At 60.3% G+C, this 15,572-nt stretch carries 16 protein-coding genes; 7 read left to right on the forward strand and 9 right to left on the reverse strand.

Annotation, left to right across the window (positions count from 1 at the left end; all coding sequences use genetic code 11):
• Window position 1: 1 nt before the first annotated feature.
• The gene (locus tag BOP96_RS10850) at window positions 2-184 is read right to left on the reverse strand and encodes a hypothetical protein (RefSeq protein WP_014719677.1); all 183 of its coding nucleotides are present in this window, start codon (window positions 182-184) and stop codon (window positions 2-4) included.
• 14 nt (window positions 185-198) lie between these two features.
• Here BOP96_RS10850 and BOP96_RS30060 point away from each other — a divergent pair, with 14 nt between their 5' ends.
• Window positions 199-537, forward strand: a complete 339-nt coding sequence (locus tag BOP96_RS30060) for a hypothetical protein (RefSeq protein WP_019819373.1) — start codon at window positions 199-201, stop codon at window positions 535-537.
• A 10-nt stretch (window positions 538-547) separates the two neighbouring features.
• Here the strand turns inward: BOP96_RS30060 and BOP96_RS10855 are convergent, their stop codons facing one another.
• Window positions 548-859 (reverse strand): DUF962 domain-containing protein, encoded by a 312-nt coding sequence (locus tag BOP96_RS10855; protein ID WP_014719676.1) that lies wholly within the window; start codon window positions 857-859, stop codon window positions 548-550.
• Window positions 860-1,019: 160 nt separating this feature from the next.
• On the opposite strand from BOP96_RS10855, the gene BOP96_RS10860 reads away from it, so the two are divergent.
• On the forward strand, window positions 1,020-2,078 hold the full coding sequence (locus BOP96_RS10860) for an AraC family transcriptional regulator (protein ID WP_014719675.1): 1,059 nt from the start codon (window positions 1,020-1,022) through the stop codon (window positions 2,076-2,078).
• Here the strand turns inward: BOP96_RS10860 and BOP96_RS10865 are convergent.
• From BOP96_RS10865 to BOP96_RS10895, 7 genes are all read right to left on the reverse strand, one after another.
• Window positions 2,035-3,489: a TrkH family potassium uptake protein gene (locus BOP96_RS10865; protein ID WP_003193780.1), complete on the reverse strand. Its 1,455-nt coding sequence runs from the start codon at window positions 3,487-3,489 to the stop codon at window positions 2,035-2,037. The genes BOP96_RS10860 and BOP96_RS10865 overlap by 44 nt on opposite strands.
• A 302-nt stretch (window positions 3,490-3,791) precedes the next feature.
• Entirely contained in the window at window positions 3,792-5,129 is a 1,338-nt protein-coding gene (locus BOP96_RS10870; protein ID WP_073452667.1) for an imelysin family protein, read from the reverse strand.
• Window positions 5,130-5,255: 126 nt separating this feature from the next.
• Window positions 5,256-7,307, reverse strand: coding sequence for a putative bifunctional diguanylate cyclase/phosphodiesterase (locus BOP96_RS10875; protein ID WP_014719673.1), 2,052 nt, complete (start codon window positions 7,305-7,307; stop codon window positions 5,256-5,258).
• Between the two features lie 183 nt (window positions 7,308-7,490).
• Window positions 7,491-7,679: a hypothetical protein gene (locus BOP96_RS10880; RefSeq protein ID WP_073452669.1), complete on the reverse strand. Its 189-nt coding sequence runs from the start codon at window positions 7,677-7,679 to the stop codon at window positions 7,491-7,493.
• 152 nt (window positions 7,680-7,831) lie between these two features.
• Window positions 7,832-8,428 carry a superoxide dismutase gene (locus tag BOP96_RS10885; protein ID WP_014719672.1) on the reverse strand — a complete coding sequence of 199 codons (597 nt, stop codon included), beginning with the start codon at window positions 8,426-8,428 and terminating at the stop codon, window positions 7,832-7,834.
• Between the two features lie 178 nt (window positions 8,429-8,606).
• Window positions 8,607-9,206 (reverse strand): LysE/ArgO family amino acid transporter, encoded by a 600-nt coding sequence (locus BOP96_RS10890; protein WP_014719671.1) that lies wholly within the window; start codon window positions 9,204-9,206, stop codon window positions 8,607-8,609.
• 5 nt (window positions 9,207-9,211) lie between these two features.
• Window positions 9,212-9,613, reverse strand: a complete 402-nt coding sequence (locus BOP96_RS10895; RefSeq protein ID WP_014719670.1) for an ACT domain-containing protein — start codon at window positions 9,611-9,613, stop codon at window positions 9,212-9,214.
• A gap of 97 nt (window positions 9,614-9,710) precedes the next feature.
• Here BOP96_RS10895 and BOP96_RS10900 point away from each other — a divergent pair, with 97 nt between their 5' ends.
• The 5 genes from BOP96_RS10900 to BOP96_RS10920 all read left to right on the forward strand — a co-directional run bounded on the left by BOP96_RS10900 (window position 9,711) and on the right by BOP96_RS10920 (window position 15,406).
• Window positions 9,711-10,604, forward strand: coding sequence for a LysR family transcriptional regulator ArgP (locus BOP96_RS10900; protein ID WP_003193773.1), 894 nt, complete (start codon window positions 9,711-9,713; stop codon window positions 10,602-10,604).
• 52 nt (window positions 10,605-10,656) lie between these two features.
• Window positions 10,657-11,655, forward strand: a complete 999-nt coding sequence (locus tag BOP96_RS10905; protein WP_014719669.1) for an NAD-dependent epimerase/dehydratase family protein — start codon at window positions 10,657-10,659, stop codon at window positions 11,653-11,655.
• 127 nt (window positions 11,656-11,782) lie between these two features.
• Window positions 11,783-12,607, forward strand: coding sequence for a hypothetical protein (locus BOP96_RS10910; protein WP_020303134.1), 825 nt, complete (start codon window positions 11,783-11,785; stop codon window positions 12,605-12,607).
• Between the two features lie 148 nt (window positions 12,608-12,755).
• The gene (locus tag BOP96_RS10915; RefSeq protein WP_073452671.1) at window positions 12,756-14,015 is read left to right on the forward strand and encodes a D-mannose isomerase; all 1,260 of its coding nucleotides are present in this window, start codon (window positions 12,756-12,758) and stop codon (window positions 14,013-14,015) included.
• Between the two features lie 104 nt (window positions 14,016-14,119).
• The gene (locus BOP96_RS10920) at window positions 14,120-15,406 is read left to right on the forward strand and encodes an ABC transporter substrate-binding protein (RefSeq protein WP_003193767.1); all 1,287 of its coding nucleotides are present in this window, start codon (window positions 14,120-14,122) and stop codon (window positions 15,404-15,406) included.
• Window positions 15,407-15,572 lie beyond the last annotated feature (166 nt).

Consider the following 15,572-nt stretch of genomic DNA (forward strand, 5'->3'; position numbering starts at 1 on the left):
ATCAAGCTTGGGTGGGGGCCAGCAATTGAGTGGTCACCAGGGCAGCCAAAGCGTTTTCCTGGGTGCCAAAGCGCTTGAGCAGTGCTGCTTGCTTGTCGGCACTGAGGCGGTTCCAGACTTCGACCATCTGCAAGGCAGCGTCGAGTACAGCGGCGTCCGGCGTGTCGGAAGGGGAGGTGGTCATAGTGAAGGTCTCGGATGATTCAGGCAGTGTGGAAAGCGCTCAAAGGCGCGCTTTCCACACGGTCTGGTACGGCGTCAGTCCCGGCTTTCGCGCTCGACTGGTTTTGCTTCTTTGGCCTCAGGCTGCTTGTCGCTGGCCTGCTGCGGTGTTGGCTGCTCAGTTGGGTGCAGGCTTGGGAAGGGGAGATTAGGTATCTCGTGCATCGTGGTCGCTCCTCGCAAGGTCTGTTTTTTCAATCGCAGGTGATTCCGCGCTCTCAAAAAGCCTTGGCAGGATACAGCACCGTAAATGACAAAAAGACTTTTATCTCGACGTATGCACAATTTTTAATGGTTCAGACGCAAGTGACATGAGGTCACACCCCTAGAACGGCACCTTGCCCAGAATCATGTCGCGGTACATCACAAAATCTCCCAGCAAGCTGTAGAACGGGTGTTGAAAGGTGGCGGGACGGTTCTTTTCGAAGAAGAAGTGACCAATCCAGGCAAAGCTGTAGCCCGCGAGCGGCAAGGCCAGCAGCAGGACCCATGAACCTCTGCCGATGGCGTACGCAAGAATGCCGATCACCAGGGTGGTGCCGATAAAGTGCAGGCGTCGGCAGGTACTGTTGCCATGCTCGGCCAAGTAGTACGGGTAGAACTCGGCAAAACTGTTGTATTTCTTGATGTTTTCCACGGTCACCGGCCCTCTGGTTGTTGTGCCGCCAACGGGTGTGCGGCGGGGAGCTTATTTGAGTCTAGAGTGATCAGTGGTAACAGCCAGTGACAATAGATGCCACTTTAGTATCCTTGGCTTCCTGGCTGCCGTTTGAGCCTGCTTTCAACAAGAAGACGCCATGAGCGAACGAACAACTTCTGCAAGCTGGGCGATGGGCATCGTCAAGGCGCTGGAAATGGATGGCCTGGATTGCCGTGCCTTGTTCAAGCAACTGGGCCTGGATTATGCGGCCCTCAGTGATCCCGATGCGCGCTTCCCGCAAGACGCCATGACCCGCCTGTGGCAACGCGCGGTAGAGGTGTCGGGTAACCCGGCGATTGGCCTGAACATGGGCAAGGTGGTGCGCCCGGCCTCGTTTCACGTTGCCGGTTATGCGTTGATGTCCAGCAACACCCTGGCCGAAGGTTTTATGCGATTGGTGCGCTACCAGCGCATCATCGCCGAAAGCGCTGACTTGAGTTTCCGACTGTTACCCGAAGGCTATGCGTTGATTCTGACGGTGCATGGCGATCACCTGCCGCCCACCCGTCAAAGCGCCGAAGCCTCGCTGGCCAGCGCCCTGGCCCTGTGTGGCTGGCTCACCGGGCGCACCCTGCAGCCCCGCAAAGTGCTGCTGCAGGGCGAACAGCCAGCGGACCTGGCGCCCTACCAACGCGCCTTCCATGCGCCTTTGCAATTCAATGCACCCTATGACGCGCTGATTTTCGAGCAGGCGGATATGGAGGCGCCGCTGCCCACGGCCAACGAAGCCATGGCGCTGTTGCACGATCGCTTTGCCGGTGAATACCTGGCGCGTTTTTCCGAAAGCCGCGTGACCCATAAGGCGCGTCAGGTGCTGTGCCGCCTGTTGCCTCAGGGCGAGCCCAAGCGCGAAGCGGTGGCCCAGACGCTGCACCTGTCCCAACGCACCTTGCAGCGGCGTTTGCAGGAGGAGGGCACCAGCTTCCAGGCCTTGCTCGATGACACCCGGCGCGAACTGGCCGAGCAGTACCTGGCGCAACCCAACATGACCTTGCTGGAAATCGCCTACCTGCTGGGGTTTGCCGACCCGAGTAACTTTTTCCGCGCGTTTCGCCGTTGGTTCGATGCCACGCCCGGTGAATACCGGGCGCGCTTGCAGCAAATGTCGTCGGTCAGTGACGCCAGAACGCCGGAATGCACAACACAAACACGGTGATGATCTCCAGGCGCCCCAGCAACATGCCCAGGGACAGGATCCACTTGGCGGCATCCGGCAGGGTGGCGAAGTTGCCGGCCGGGCCGATGGTTTCGCCCAGGCCGGGGCCCACGCCGGAAACGGTACTGGCGGCGCCGGTCAATGCGGTCATCCAGTCCACGCCCAGCAGTGACAGCGCCAGGGCGATCATGCAGATGGTGATGGCGAAGAAAAACGAGAAAGTCAGAATCGAGCGCACGATCTCCTCATCGAGGCGATGACCGTTGTACTTCTGCTTGATCACCGCGCGGGGATGGATCAACTGATTCAAGTTGGCTTTGAGCAGGATGTAGGCCACCTGGAAACGGAAGATCTTGATACCGCCTGCGGTGGAGCCCGAGCAGCCGCCGATAAAGCCCAGGTAGAAAAACAGCATCAGTGAGAAGTTGCCCCACAGGCTGTAGTCCCCCAGTGCAAAGCCGGTGGTGGTCACCACAGACGTCACGTTCAGCGCCACATGGCGCAAGGCATCGAGCCAATGCAGGTTGGTGGTCCACCAGTACCAGGTGCCGAGTACCAGCCAGGTCACCAGCAACAGGCCGAGCAAGCCTTGCACCTGCTGGTCCTTGATCAGCGCTCGACGGTTACCGCGCAAAGTGGCCACGTACAGGGCGAACGGCAAGCTGCCAAGGATCATTACCACCACCGCGACCCAGTGCACCGCCGGTTGTTTCCAATGGGCCAGGGACTCGTCCGAGGTGGAAAACCCACCCGTGGAAATCGCCGACATCGCATGGTTGATCGCATCGAACACGCCCATTCCGGCCCACCAGAAGGCCAGGCTGCCGAAGATGGTAATGCCCACATACGCCGCCACGATCAGGCGCGCCACCATGTGTGAACGAGGCATGACCTTTTCCGAGCGATCCGAGGATTCGGTCTGGAACAGGCGCATGCCACCAATGCGCAGCAGCGGGAGGATCGCCACCGCCATGCCGATAAAGCCGATACCGCCAAGCCAGTGCAGCAACGAACGCCACATCAAAATGCCCGGCGACATGCTGTCCAGGCCGCTCAACACGGTGGAGCCGGTGGCGGTGATGCCGGACATGCTTTCAAAGAACGAGTCGGTGTAGCTGATGTGCTGGGTCAGCAAAAAGGGCAGGGCGGCGAAGATGCACACCACCACCCAACTGCTGACCGTCAGCAGGTACATGTCCCTGGGGCGCAGGTGCACGTGCTCGGGGCGGCCAGGAATGACCAACGCCAACCCGGCGATAAAGGTGATCAGGCTGGCCCACAGGAACGAGGGCAGGTCGCTGGTGCGTTCGAAGATCACCAGGGTCGCCATCGGGATTACCATGGCGACCGCAAGGGTGATCAGGAAGATGCCGATGATGAAACCGATGATGCGCAGGGTCGGCAACGCCATGAAGTTCGCTCGGGTGATTGGGCAGAGGCGCCATTCTACCTGCGGTGCAGGTCTTGTAAACCGAGGGCCGCGGGTTGATGGAGAACCCCTGTGGGAGCTGGCCTGCCAGCCGGCGTATATTCACCTGACGCCTCGCAATCCAATGTGGGAGCTGGCTTGCCTGCGATGGCGGTGTGTCAGTTACAGATTAGTCGACTGAACCACCGCCATCGCAGGCAAGCCAGCGCCTACAGGGATAGACGCGGCAGTTATTGCGCGCATGAAAAAGGCGACCCGCAGGTCGCCTCTTCAATTGCGCTTGATCAGAACTCGTGATCAGCGCTGTCCGGGTTCAGGTCACTGATACCCAGCTTGCCAGCAGCGGCTTCGATCGAACCGGTCTGCTTGACCAGGGCGGCAATCGAGTCACGCACGATCTGGTTGCCCTTTTCATTGTCAGCGGCGATCAACTGGTCGTAGTGCTCGCCGTTGTTGGCGTGGTCAACCATCACCTGGATCTTCGCTTCGGTGGCTGCCAGGTCAGCCTTGAGGGCTGCGTCGGCTGCCGGGTCGAGCTTGGCCACCAGAGACGACAGGCTGGCGCCGGTCAGCTTGGTGCCGTCAACACGGGTGTATTCGCCCAGGTAGACGTTACGGATGCCCTTGGCGTCGTAGAAATGCGAGTAATGGGTGTTGTCGCTGAAGCAGTCCTGCTCGTCTTCCGGCGAGTTGGCTTCCAGGGACACTTTCATGCGCTCCCCGGCGAGCTCGCCCAGGGACAGGCTGCCCATGCCGAACAGCATTTTACGCAAGCCGTCGGTGCCCGGTTCCGACTCCAGGGTGGCGCGGTAGTTGTCTTCGACGTTGGGCTTCCAGTTGTCGACCATTTCCTGCAGGTCGCTGACCAGCAGTTGGGTGACAGCACGCAGGTAAGTGCGGCGACGCTCATTGTGACCGCCGGTTGCACCGTCACCGGTCATGTAGTCCGACGCCGGGCGGTTGCCCGCGCCTGGGCCGGTGCCGTTGAGGTCCTGGCCCCACAGCAGGAATTCGATGGCGTGGTAGCCGGTGGCGACGTTCGCTTCGGAACCGCCCAGCTCATTGAGGCTGGCGAGTTTTTCCGGGGTGATCTCCTTGACGTCGACCTTGTCTTCGCCCACCTGAATCTCGTTGTTGGCGATGATATTGGCGTTGGCACCTGGGTTGCCCAGCGCGTGCTCGTAGGACTTGTCGACGTAGTCGATCAGGCCTTCGTCCAGGGGCCAGGCGTTCACTTGGCCTTCCCAGTCGTCGATGATGGTGTTGCCGAAGCGGAATACTTCGCTCTGCAGGTAGGGTACGCGTGCGGCGATCCAGGCGGTACGGGCCGCTTTCAGGGTTTCGTCGTTCGGGTTGGCGAGGAAAGTATCGATTGCGGTCTGCAGGGTTTTTGCGGTGGATTCGGCATCGCTGTACACCGCAAACACCATGTCTGCGTAGTGCGCGACCACGGCCTTGGCGGCTGCTTCGTCGACCTGGCCTGCCGGGGCAGCCGCCGGTGCGGTAGTGCTGGCGGCAGCGGGTGCCTGGGGCGCGGCGGCCTTGTCTTTACCTTCGCCGCAACCGGCGAGAGAAATGGCAATGGCCAGCAGACTGGCGGTGGCCAGGGGCATACGAATCATGGCGAACATCCTGCTTCGGTTGTTGAAAGGGCGCGCGGGGAGCGCAAACGCTGCGACATAATGCGAAAGATTTGCATTTTGTGTAAAGGCTTATACGCGGGAAATATTGAGTATCGAAGTGTAAATTCAAAGACTCACGGCGTTATTACGTTCGGACTGCTTCAGATAAGCCGTCAACTCCCGGGCCTGCAGCGGTTTGCTGTAGTGATAACCCTGCCCTTCATGGCACCCCTCGGAGATGATGTAGGCCTCCTGTTCGGCGGTCTCCACCCCTTCGGCAATCACCTGCATGCCCAGGCTTTTACCCAATTGGATAATGGCGCGCACGATGGTTGCGTCATCGTCGTCGTCCTGCAGGTCCTGGACGAAGCTCTTGTCGATCTTGATCTTGTCCAGTGGCAGGCTTTTGAGGTAACTCAGGGAGGAATAGCCGGTGCCGAAGTCATCAATGGCGATCAGCGCCCCGGAGCGACGCAGGCTCAGCAGATGCTGAGCGGCGGTGCTAATGTCTTCCATCAGGCCGGTCTCGGTGACTTCCAGCTCCAGGCTGCGTGGCGGTAGGCGATAGATCTGCATCAGGTTGTTGACCACCCTCGGCAACTCGGTGTGGTGCAGTTGCACCGTGGACAGGTTGACGGCCATGCGCAGCGCCGTGAAACCCTGGTCATGCCATTCGCGCAATTGCCGGCACGCTTGGTCCAGCACCCATTCGCCAATGGGAATGATGGTGCCGTTCTGTTCCGCCAGCGGGATAAACAAGTCCGGCGGTACCAGCCCATGTTCCGGGTGTTGCCAGCGCAGCAGGGCCTCCACGCCGACCACCTGATGGTCGCGATAGCTGATTTGCGGTTGGTACACCAGGTGGAACTGCTCGCGGCTCAGGGCATCGCGCAGGTCTTTCTCCAGTTCACGGCGCCGGCGCATTTCGCTGTCGACGCTGGCGATATAAAACTGATAGCGGTTGCGCGAGCGGCTCTTGGCCAGGGTCATGGTCTGCTCGGCTTTTTGCAGCAACTTCTCGGTGCTGTCGCCATCTTCCGGAAACAGCGTGATGCCGATGGTGGCGCGCAGGCGGATCAGGTCGTGGTCGAGGGCGAATTCAGCCTCCAGGTCATCGAGGATGCTTTGTGCCAGTTCGGCGGCCTCGTAGGGCTGGTCGATATCGGCTTGCACCAAGGCGAACTGGTCGCCGCCCAGGCGGGCGAGCGTGCCCAGGCGGCCACTATGGGCGCGCAGGCGGTCGGCCAGGGCCAGCAAGAGTTTGTCGCCGGCCTGGTAGGTGAATTGCTCGTTGACGCTCTTGAAGTCATCCAGCCCCACGCATAACACCGCGACACGGCGTTGCCGGCGGCCAGCGTCCGTTAGGATCTTGTCCAGTTGCGCCTGCAACTTCTGGCGGTTCGGCAGGCCGGTCAGGAAGTCGTACTGGGCCATGCGCAACAGGCTGGACTCGGCCTCGTGCCGCAGGTGGGTATTGCGCTCAATGGATTCGAGCAATTGGTTGGCGGTGTTTATCCACTGCCCCAGTTCGTTGCGTTCATGACCCTTGAGCTGAGGGATCTTGTGCTCGCTGGGGCGGTCCGGGTTGATCGAGGTCAGGTGTTGGAGCATCCGCGACAGCGGTTTGGTCAGCATCCAGTGATACACCAGGTACAGCACCAGCCCCATGACCAGGGCGCGCAATACGCCCGAGATAAAGATGATGACCGAGCTGACCAGGAAACTTCGGCCATAGGTGGCGGTGTCGAGGGTGATGCTCAGGTCGCCGTAATATTCGCTGTAGGGGCCCTTGCCGACTAATGCGGTAGTAAAGGATCGTTCCTGGCCAAGAATCAGGTCGGTCAGCCAGCGGCTGGGGGACCGCTGTAAAGGGCGGCTTTTTTCCGCCAACATGGTCTCGTTGGGATGGCCGATAGAGGCCATGCGCACAGCATCGTCCTGGAACAGACCTTCGATCACCTGCATGCCCATCTCGCGATCCAGGCTGTACACGGCCTGGGTCGAGGGGTCGCGAAACATGTCGAGGATGCGCTGGGCATCGCCCGCCACGGCCTGGCGTGTCTTGTAGGCATCAAAAACGATCTGCGCCACGCTCAGCGCCACACCCACGATCAAGGCCGACAGCAGCACAACCCGTAGCAACTTCACCGACAAGCTGTTCTTGAGTTCCAGCTTCAAAGGGGCATTCCTTGTCTCATGCGGGTGGCCGTCAATATGCCATGAGTATTGGCAATCTGGGGAGGGCAGTCAAAGGGACATTACTGTGGGAAGGGGGGTGGCGCTTTGCAGCGACGGTGGGCAGGAAAACGGCGGATGGAATCCGCCGTGAATGTTGCCTTGCGGGGGCAAGTGGTTGTTTGATTAAAAATTAATCTGTGGTGGGGCAGATGACTGTGGATCCGCGCCCAGTTGGCCGCCTTGGGCTCCGTTCGTGACACTGTCAATCATGTCCTTGAGTATATCCATTCCCATCTCGGCCGCTTTTCCTGCAATGGGCAGTGCCACCGAGGCGGCGGCGCCGGCGGCGGCCATCATCGAAACTGGTTCCATAGTTGACTCTCCTGCGTTGGACGAGAGGTGTATTCCTCTCTTCGACTACGTGGCCGGTTCGTCTCAATGAGTTCCATTTTTTCGGCCGATCCACACTCGTCGCCCAAAAAAAAGCCCGGCAATCGCCGGGCTTTTCCTACTGCAAGCATCGCTTAGGCAGTGAAGGCCTTGCCTTCGAACTGCTCAGCCACGAACTTCCAGTTGACCAGGTTCCAGAACGCTTCCACATACTTTGGACGCACGTTGCGGTAGTCGATGTAGTAGGCGTGTTCCCACACGTCGCAGGTCAGCAGCGGGGTGTCGCCGTTGGTCAGCGGGTTGCCGGCGCCGATGGTGCTGGCCAGGGCCAGGGAACCGTCAGCCTTTTTCACCAGCCAGCCCCAACCGGAACCGAAGGTGCCAACCGAAGTCTTGGTGAACTCTTCTTTGAACTTGTCGAACGAACCGAACGCAGCGTTGATGGCTTCAGCCAGCGCGCCGGTTGGTTGACCGCCGGCGTTTGGCGCCAGGCAGTTCCAGTAGAAGGTGTGGTTCCAGACCTGAGCGGCGTTGTTGAAGATACCGCCCGAGGAAGACTTGACGATCTCTTCCAGGGTCTTGCCTTCGAACTCGGTGCCAGGCACCAGGTTGTTCAGGTTCACGACATAGGTGTTGTGGTGCTTGTCGTGGTGGTACTCCAAGGTTTCCTTGGAGATGTGCGGCTGCAGGGCATCGTGTGCGTAGGGCAGCGGCGGCAATTCGAAAGCCATGATGATTCTCCTAATCAGGTCAGTTGCGGTGAGCGCAAGGCCGATCACGGGCGGCCAAACATGCGCCGGGGAGTTTGTACTCTTTGCGGCGCAGGGGTCCGATCATAGCACCGGGGGTGCGGCATAACCACGCAACAACTGTGTGGGATAGAGGTTCCAGAGCGTTTTGGAATATTGCTCAGGCGCTGATCAGTTGATAGGCCACCCAGAACATCATTACCGCGACCAGCAGGTCCAGCAGGCGCCAGGTGGCCGGGCGTGCCAACCAGGGTGCCAGCCATGCCGCGCCCAGCGCCAGGGTGGAGAACCACAGGAACGAGGCACTGGCTGCTCCGGCTACATAAGCACCCGGTTCGGTTTGTTGCGCGCCCAGGGAGCCGATCAGCAGGACGGTGTCCAGGTAGACATGGGGGTTGAGCAAGGTGACCGCCAAGGCGCTCAGCAGCACGGCGCGCATTGAGCGTGTCTTGAGGCTGTCGCTTTGGTCCAGGCTCTGTTTCGAGCAGGCCCTGCGTAGCGCGCATGCGCCGTACCAGAGCAAGAACGCTGCGCCGCCCCAGCGTGCCACCGCCAGCAGTATCGGGCTTTGCGCCAGCACGGTGGCCAGCCCGAATACCCCGGCGGCTACTAAAATCGCATCGCACACGATGCACAGCGCCGCCACCGGTAAATGATGTTCGCGGCGCAGGCTTTGTGCCAATACAAAGGCATTTTGGGTGCCGATCGCCATGATCAGGCCGAGAGCGACCAGCAATCCGTTCACATAGCTTTGCCACATAGGGTTTACTCCGCGTTCGCTGCCAATTGCCGCAATACGTCCATGGCCCGCTGGGCATCGGCGCGGCCGACGAACAGGTGGTCGTGGTAGTAGCCGGCAATCACGTTGCAACTGATACCGGCTTGGCCCAGCGCGCTGGCGAAGGCGGCGGTCAGGCCCACGGCTTCAAGGGCGGAATGCACATTCAGGGTGATCCAGGCGGCAAGATAGTCGAAGCTCAACCCAGCCTGTTCGGCCTGTTGTCGTTCGACAATCACCGTCAGCCCTTCCTGTTCACGAAAACTGCCGATGACCTCGCAGCCCGCAGGGATACGGTTGTCGGGAAGGGTGCAGAACACATAGTCGCCGTCATTCAACTGCGGGCTCATGCTGCGCAATAAAGTGGTCAGGGCGGTTTCGCCAGCCATGTGAGGTTTCCTTAAGTGGGGAAGCAATGCTGGTCATTTTCACGGGAGAGCCTGTATAAGAAAAACCAATATTGCTGATCGCTCATTAGAGAAACTGATGTTCGACTATAAATTGCTTTCTGCCCTGGCGGCGGTGGTGGAACAAGCCGGCTTTGAGCGCGGTGCCCAGGTGCTGGGGCTGTCGCAGTCAGCCATCTCTCAACGCATCAAGCTATTGGAAGCGCGCATTGGCCAGCCGGTGTTGATACGCGCCTCGCCGCCGACGCCCACCGATATCGGCCGGCGCTTGCTCAACCATGTGCAACAGGTGCGCTTGCTGGAGCGTGACCTGCAAAGCCAGGTGCCGGCCCTGGACGAGGAGGGCATGCCCGAGCGTCTGCGCATTGCCCTGAATGCCGACAGCCTCGCCACTTGGTGGGCCGAGGCGGTCAGCGACTTCTGCGCCGAACAGCATTTGCTGCTGGACCTGGTGGTCGAAGACCAGACCGTGGGCCTCAAGCGCATGCGCGCCGGTGAAGTGGCGGCCTGCATTTGCGCCAGCGAGCGTCCCGTGGCCGGTGCCCGCAGCCTGTTGCTGGGCGCCATGCGTTATCGGGCCCTGGCCAGCCCGGCCTTTCTGGCGCGGCATTTTCCTGGGGGCGTGCGGGCTGACCAATTGGCGCGCACGCCTGCGCTGGTGTTCGGCCCGGATGATTTCCTGCAGCACCGCTACCTGGCGTCCCTAGGAGTGGACGGTGGTTTCGAACACCATCTATGCCCGTCATCCGAAGGCTTTATCCGCCTGACAGAAGCCGGCCTGGGCTGGGGCTTGGTGCCTGAATTACAGGTGCGTGACCAGTTGGAAACCGGCGTGCTGGTCGAGTTATTGCCAGATAAGCCCATCGATGTGCCGCTGTACTGGCATCATTGGCGCAGTGGCGGGCAACTGTTGGGCTTGCTGACCGACCATCTGGCCGATGTGTGTGGTCATTGGTTGGTGCCGTTGGAGTGATGGCGCGCGTCAAGGCAAGAGCGATGAAAAACGAAAGAACACGGAGTACGACATGAAAATTCTGGTCACCGGCGCAAGCGGCTTCATTGGCGGGCGCTTTGCGCGCTTCGCCCTTGAACAAGGCCTGGACGTGCGGGTCAACGGGCGGCGCGCCGAGGGTGTGGAGCACCTGGTACGGCGCGGTGCCGAGTTTATCCAGGGTGACTTGAATGATGCCGACCTGGTGCGCGACCTGTGCCGCGATGTTGAAGCCGTGGTGCATTGCGCCGGCGCCGTCGGGCTGTGGGGCAAGTATCAGGACTTCCACCAGAACAATGTGCTGGTCACCGAAAACGTCGTCGAGGCCTGCCTGAAACAGCGCGTCGGGCGCCTGGTGCACCTGTCGTCGCCGTCGATCTACTTTGACGGTCGCGACCATCTGGGGCTCACCGAAGAACAAGTGCCCAAGCGTTTCAAGCATCCCTATGCCGCCACCAAATACCTGGCTGAGCAGAAGGTCTTTGGCGCCCAAGAGTTCGGCCTGGAAGTGATAGCCCTGCGCCCACGATTTGTTACCGGGGCCGGCGATATGAGCATCTTCCCGCGCCTGCTGAAAATGCAGCGCAAGAACCGCCTGGCGATCGTCGGCGACGGCTTGAACAAAGTCGACTTCACCAGCGTGCATAACCTTAACGAGGCGCTGCTCAGCAGTTTGCTCGCCACTGGCTCGGCCCTGGGAAAAGCCTACAACATCAGCAACGGCGCACCGGTGCCGATCTGGGATGTGGTGAACTACGTGATGCGGCAAATGGAGCTGCCCCAGGTGACCCGTTACCGCTCCTACGGTGTGGCCTACAGCGTGGCGGCCCTGAATGAAGCCTTCTGCGCGATGTGGCCGGGGCGGCCGGAACCGGCGTTGTCGCGCCTGGGCATGCAGGTGATGAACAAAGATTTCACCCTCGACATCAGCCGCGCCAGGCATTATCTCGACTACGAGCCCAAAATCAGCCTGTGGGCCGCGCTCGACGAGTTCTGCAGCTGGTGGAAAGCCCAGGACCCGGGCCGCCAATAAGCTCATAAGCAGCAACACTTCGGGAACCCAATTCCAGGTTCCGAGTCGATCCATGCGCCGGGAGTGCGGTTTATACTCCTGCCGCTCGGCTTTGCAGCCAGCCATCTCATTGATTTAGGGCAGATTCATGCGTAACGATGCTAAAGACGACTTCGACAACGTTCCCAGCCTGCGGGCCGACCTTGGGGATGACGATGATTTCGTGCCGACCCCTGCGACGTCGGTGCGTTCGCGAACGACGCCTGTGGTCAAGGTCAAGAGCGCCAGCACTGGCCCGTTGTGGGCACTGGTCGGCGCGCTGTTGATTGCGTTTGCAGGCCTGGCTTGGTGGAGCTTCCAGCAGATCTCCCTGATGGGCCAGCAGTTGGTTGCCACCCAGGAAAGCTTTGCCCGCATCAGCGAGGAAGCGGCGGGGCGCCTGCAGGCGATTTCCGGCAAGGTCGTGGCCAGCGAAGCCAATGTGAACAACGGCAGCGAAGCGTTGAAGCTGCAGATCAAGCAACTCGAAGCCCAGTTGCAGGAACAGGGCAAGCAACAGTTGGGCGTCGCGGGTCAAGCCACCGAACTGGACAGCCGCCTGGCCCAGATGAGTGCCAGCACCGCCGAACTGACAGCGGCCAATACCAAGCTGCAAGGCCAGGTGCAGGCCCTTACTGACGCTGTCGCCAGCCTCACGGCAGCACAGGCCGAGACCAAGGGTCTGGTCACCGATGTGGCGGCCTTGAAGAAACAAGGCAACCCTAGCGCGGCCATCGCCCGTCTCGAGCAGGACTTGCTGGTGCTCAAGAGCGCTCAGGAAAACCAGCCGGCCAATATCGACGCGCCGACCAACAAGGAATTCGACGTGTTCCGCATCCAGACCACGCGCAATATCACCACCTTGCAGAGCCAGGTGCAGAACTTGAATCAGCGTCTCAATGCGCCTGCTGCGGCCACACCACTGGGTCAATGAACGCGAAATCGTCCTCTGTAGGAGTGAACAAGCTCGCTCCTACATGGATTGTCACCGCTCGGTGACATTTCTTCTCCCCTTCGTTACTTGCCCATCCCGCGCCCTTGTTTAGACTCCGGTCATCCCAAAAAAACAATAAGGGCCACCCATGACCACCCATCCACTGCCTGTCAGCAGTTGGCTGAATGCACCTGCCCATCACGCTTGGCTCGCCGCAGAAGGCCAGCGCCTGTTGGCGTTCGCCAAGGCATCGCGCCTGCCGGACGGTTTCGGCAACCTCGACGATAAAGGCCAGTTGCCGGCCACTGCCCGCGCCGAAACCATGAACACCGCGCGCATGACACACAGCTTTGCCATGGCCCATGCCATGGGGTTGCCGGGTTATGCCGAGCTGGTGGCGCACGGTGTGGCAGCGCTCAGCGGCCCGCTGCGTGACAGTGAGCACGGTGGCTGGTTCGCCGCGCCCCAGGCGGCTGATGGCAACACCGGCAAGGCCGCCTACCTGCACGCCTTCGTGGCCCTTGCCGCCAGCTCTGCCGTAGTGGCCGGCGCGCCGGGTGCGCGCACATTAATGAACGACGCCGTCCATATCATCGACCAGTTCTTCTGGAGCGAAGAGGAGGGCGTCATGCTCGAATCCTTTGCCCGAGACTGGAGCGGCGTCGAAGCCTACCGTGGCGCCAACAGCAACATGCACGCCACCGAAGCTTTCCTGGCATTGGCCGATGTCAGTGGTGATACACGTTGGCTGGACCGTGCGCTGCGCATCGTTGAACGGGTGATCCATACTCATGCCGCTGGCAACCAGTTCATGGTCATCGAACATTTCGATACGCACTGGAAGCCGTTGCTCGGTTACAACCAAGACAACCCTTCCGATGGCTTTCGCCCTTACGGCATCACCCCAGGCCATGGTTTTGAATGGGCGCGGTTGCTGCTGCACCTGGAAGCTGCGCGCCTTGAGGCCAAGCTGGCCACGCCGGACTGGCTGGTGAGCGACGCCAAAGGCCTGTTCGCCAGTGCCTGCGAGTACGCCTGGGCGGTGGATGGTGCGCCGGGCCTTGTCTACACTTTGGATTGGAACCAACGCCCGGTAGTACGCGAGCGCCTGCACTGGACCCATGCCGAAGCCAGCGCCGCTGCTCAGGCGCTGCTCAAACGTACCGGTGAGCTGCATTACGAAACCTGGTACCGACGTTTCTGGGAGTTTTGCGAAACCCACTTCATCGACCGGCTCCAGGGCAGTTGGCACCACGAACTCAGCCCGCACAACCAACCCAGCAGTAATATCTGGGGCGGTAAACCTGACCTGTACCATGCCTGGCAAGCGGTAGTGCTGCCTGCACTGCCCTTGGCACCCAGCTTGGCCAGTGCATTGGGCGGCGGATGCTATGTCACCAAGTGGTGACATTTGTGCGTCCCTTTGTTACCTGCGCCCTGAAAATCCATGTTTAAACTCCGTGCAGCGCAAGCTCTAGACTTGCATGCATAACAACAAGAAAAGGTACTCAGATGAACGCGATTAATCGCCTCGCCGTCGCTATTTCCATTGCCTCGTTGTTCCCCCTCAGTGCATTTGCCGCCGACTCCAAAGGTACGGTGGAAGTGGTGCATTGGTGGACCTCCGGCGGTGAAAAAGCGGCTGTGGATGTCCTGAAGGCCCAAGTTGAGAAAGACGGCTTTACCTGGAAAGACGGTGCTGTAGCAGGCGGCGGTGGCGCCACTGCCATGACCGTGCTCAAAAGCCGCGCGGTTGCTGGTAACCCGCCAGGCGTTGCCCAGATCAAAGGCCCCGACATCCAGGAATGGGCGTCGACTGGCCTGCTCGACACCGACGTGCTCAAAGACGTCGCCAAAGAAGAAAAATGGGATTCGCTGCTCGACAAGAAAGTCTCCGACACCGTGAAATACGACGGTGACTACGTGGCAGTGCCGGTGAATATCCACCGCGTGAACTGGCTGTGGATCAACCCGGAAGTCTTCAAGAAAGCCGGCATCACCAAGAACCCAACCACCCTCGAAGAATTCTATGCAGCGGGCGACAAGCTCAAGGCTGCAGGCTTCATTGCACTCGCCCACGGCGGCCAGCCTTGGCAGGACAGCACCGTGTTCGAAGCGGTGGTGCTCTCGGTGATGGGCGCCGATGGCTACAAGAAAGCCCTGGTCGACCTGGATAACGGCGCATTGACCGGCCCGGAAATGGTCAAGGCCCTCACTGAACTGAAGAAAGTCGCGACCTACATGGACGTCGACGGCAAGGGCCAGGACTGGAACCTGGAGGCTGGCAAGGTCATCAACGGCAAGGCCGGCATGCAGATCATGGGTGACTGGGCCAAGTCCGAATGGACTGCGGCCAAGAAAGTCGCCGGCAAGGATTATGAGTGCGTAGCGTTCCCGGGCACTGATAAAGCCTTCACCTACAACATCGACTCCCTGGCGGTGTTCAAGCAGAAAGACAAAGGCACTGCCGCGGGCCAGCAGGACATCGCCAAAGTCGTGCTGGGTGAAAATTTCCAGAAGGTGTTCAGCATCAACAAGGGCTCGATCCCTGTGCGTAACGACATGCTGACCAAGATGGAATCCTACGGCTTTGATTCCTGCGCCCAGACCGCCGCCAAAGACTTCCTGGCCGACGCAAAGACTGGCGGCCTGCAGCCAAGCATGGCGCACAACATGGCCACGACCCTAGCGGTACAGGGTGCGTTCTTTGATGTCGTGACCAACTTCATCAACGACCCGAAAGCCGACCCGGCCGATACCGCCAAGAAGCTGGGTGCTGCGATCAAGTCAGCCAAGTAAGACGTGGTAGCGGATTTTTGTGGGAGCCGGGCTTGCCCGCGATGCAGGCAACTCGGTGTGCCGGTTACACCGAGGTGATGCCATCGCAGCGGTGCGACGATTCGACAAGCCAGCTCCCACACAAACCGCGTTCGACAAGAGACTCACCTTGTAGTCCTTTTTCCCT

Origin of the sequence: Pseudomonas sp. FSL W5-0203, from assembly GCF_001896155.1 — a bacterium.
Taxonomy (GTDB): Bacteria; Pseudomonadota; Gammaproteobacteria; order Pseudomonadales; family Pseudomonadaceae; genus Aquipseudomonas; species Aquipseudomonas paracarnis.

Coding starts and splice junctions, on each gene's coding strand:
- BOP96_RS10895 (WP_014719670.1), bottom strand. CDS start 9,613: ATGGCTGGCGAAACCGCCCTGACCACTTTATTGCGCAGCATGAGCCCG.
- BOP96_RS10865 (WP_003193780.1), bottom strand. CDS start 3,489: ATGGCGTTGCCGACCCTGCGCATCATCGGTTTCATCATCGGCATCTTC.
- BOP96_RS10880 (WP_073452669.1), bottom strand. CDS start 7,679: ATGGAACCAGTTTCGATGATGGCCGCCGCCGGCGCCGCCGCCTCGGTG.
- BOP96_RS10910 (WP_020303134.1), top strand. CDS start 11,783: ATGCGTAACGATGCTAAAGACGACTTCGACAACGTTCCCAGCCTGCGG.
- BOP96_RS30060 (WP_019819373.1), top strand. CDS start 199: ATGATTCAGGCAGTGTGGAAAGCGCTCAAAGGCGCGCTTTCCACACGG.
- BOP96_RS10850 (WP_014719677.1), bottom strand. CDS start 184: ATGACCACCTCCCCTTCCGACACGCCGGACGCCGCTGTACTCGACGCT.
- BOP96_RS10915 (WP_073452671.1), top strand. CDS start 12,756: ATGACCACCCATCCACTGCCTGTCAGCAGTTGGCTGAATGCACCTGCC.
- BOP96_RS10900 (WP_003193773.1), top strand. CDS start 9,711: ATGTTCGACTATAAATTGCTTTCTGCCCTGGCGGCGGTGGTGGAACAA.
- BOP96_RS10890 (WP_014719671.1), bottom strand. CDS start 9,206: ATGTGGCAAAGCTATGTGAACGGATTGCTGGTCGCTCTCGGCCTGATC.
- BOP96_RS10870 (WP_073452667.1), bottom strand. CDS start 5,129: ATGATTCGTATGCCCCTGGCCACCGCCAGTCTGCTGGCCATTGCCATT.
- BOP96_RS10920 (WP_003193767.1), top strand. CDS start 14,120: ATGAACGCGATTAATCGCCTCGCCGTCGCTATTTCCATTGCCTCGTTG.
- BOP96_RS10885 (WP_014719672.1), bottom strand. CDS start 8,428: ATGGCTTTCGAATTGCCGCCGCTGCCCTACGCACACGATGCCCTGCAG.
- BOP96_RS10905 (WP_014719669.1), top strand. CDS start 10,657: ATGAAAATTCTGGTCACCGGCGCAAGCGGCTTCATTGGCGGGCGCTTT.
- BOP96_RS10860 (WP_014719675.1), top strand. CDS start 1,020: ATGAGCGAACGAACAACTTCTGCAAGCTGGGCGATGGGCATCGTCAAG.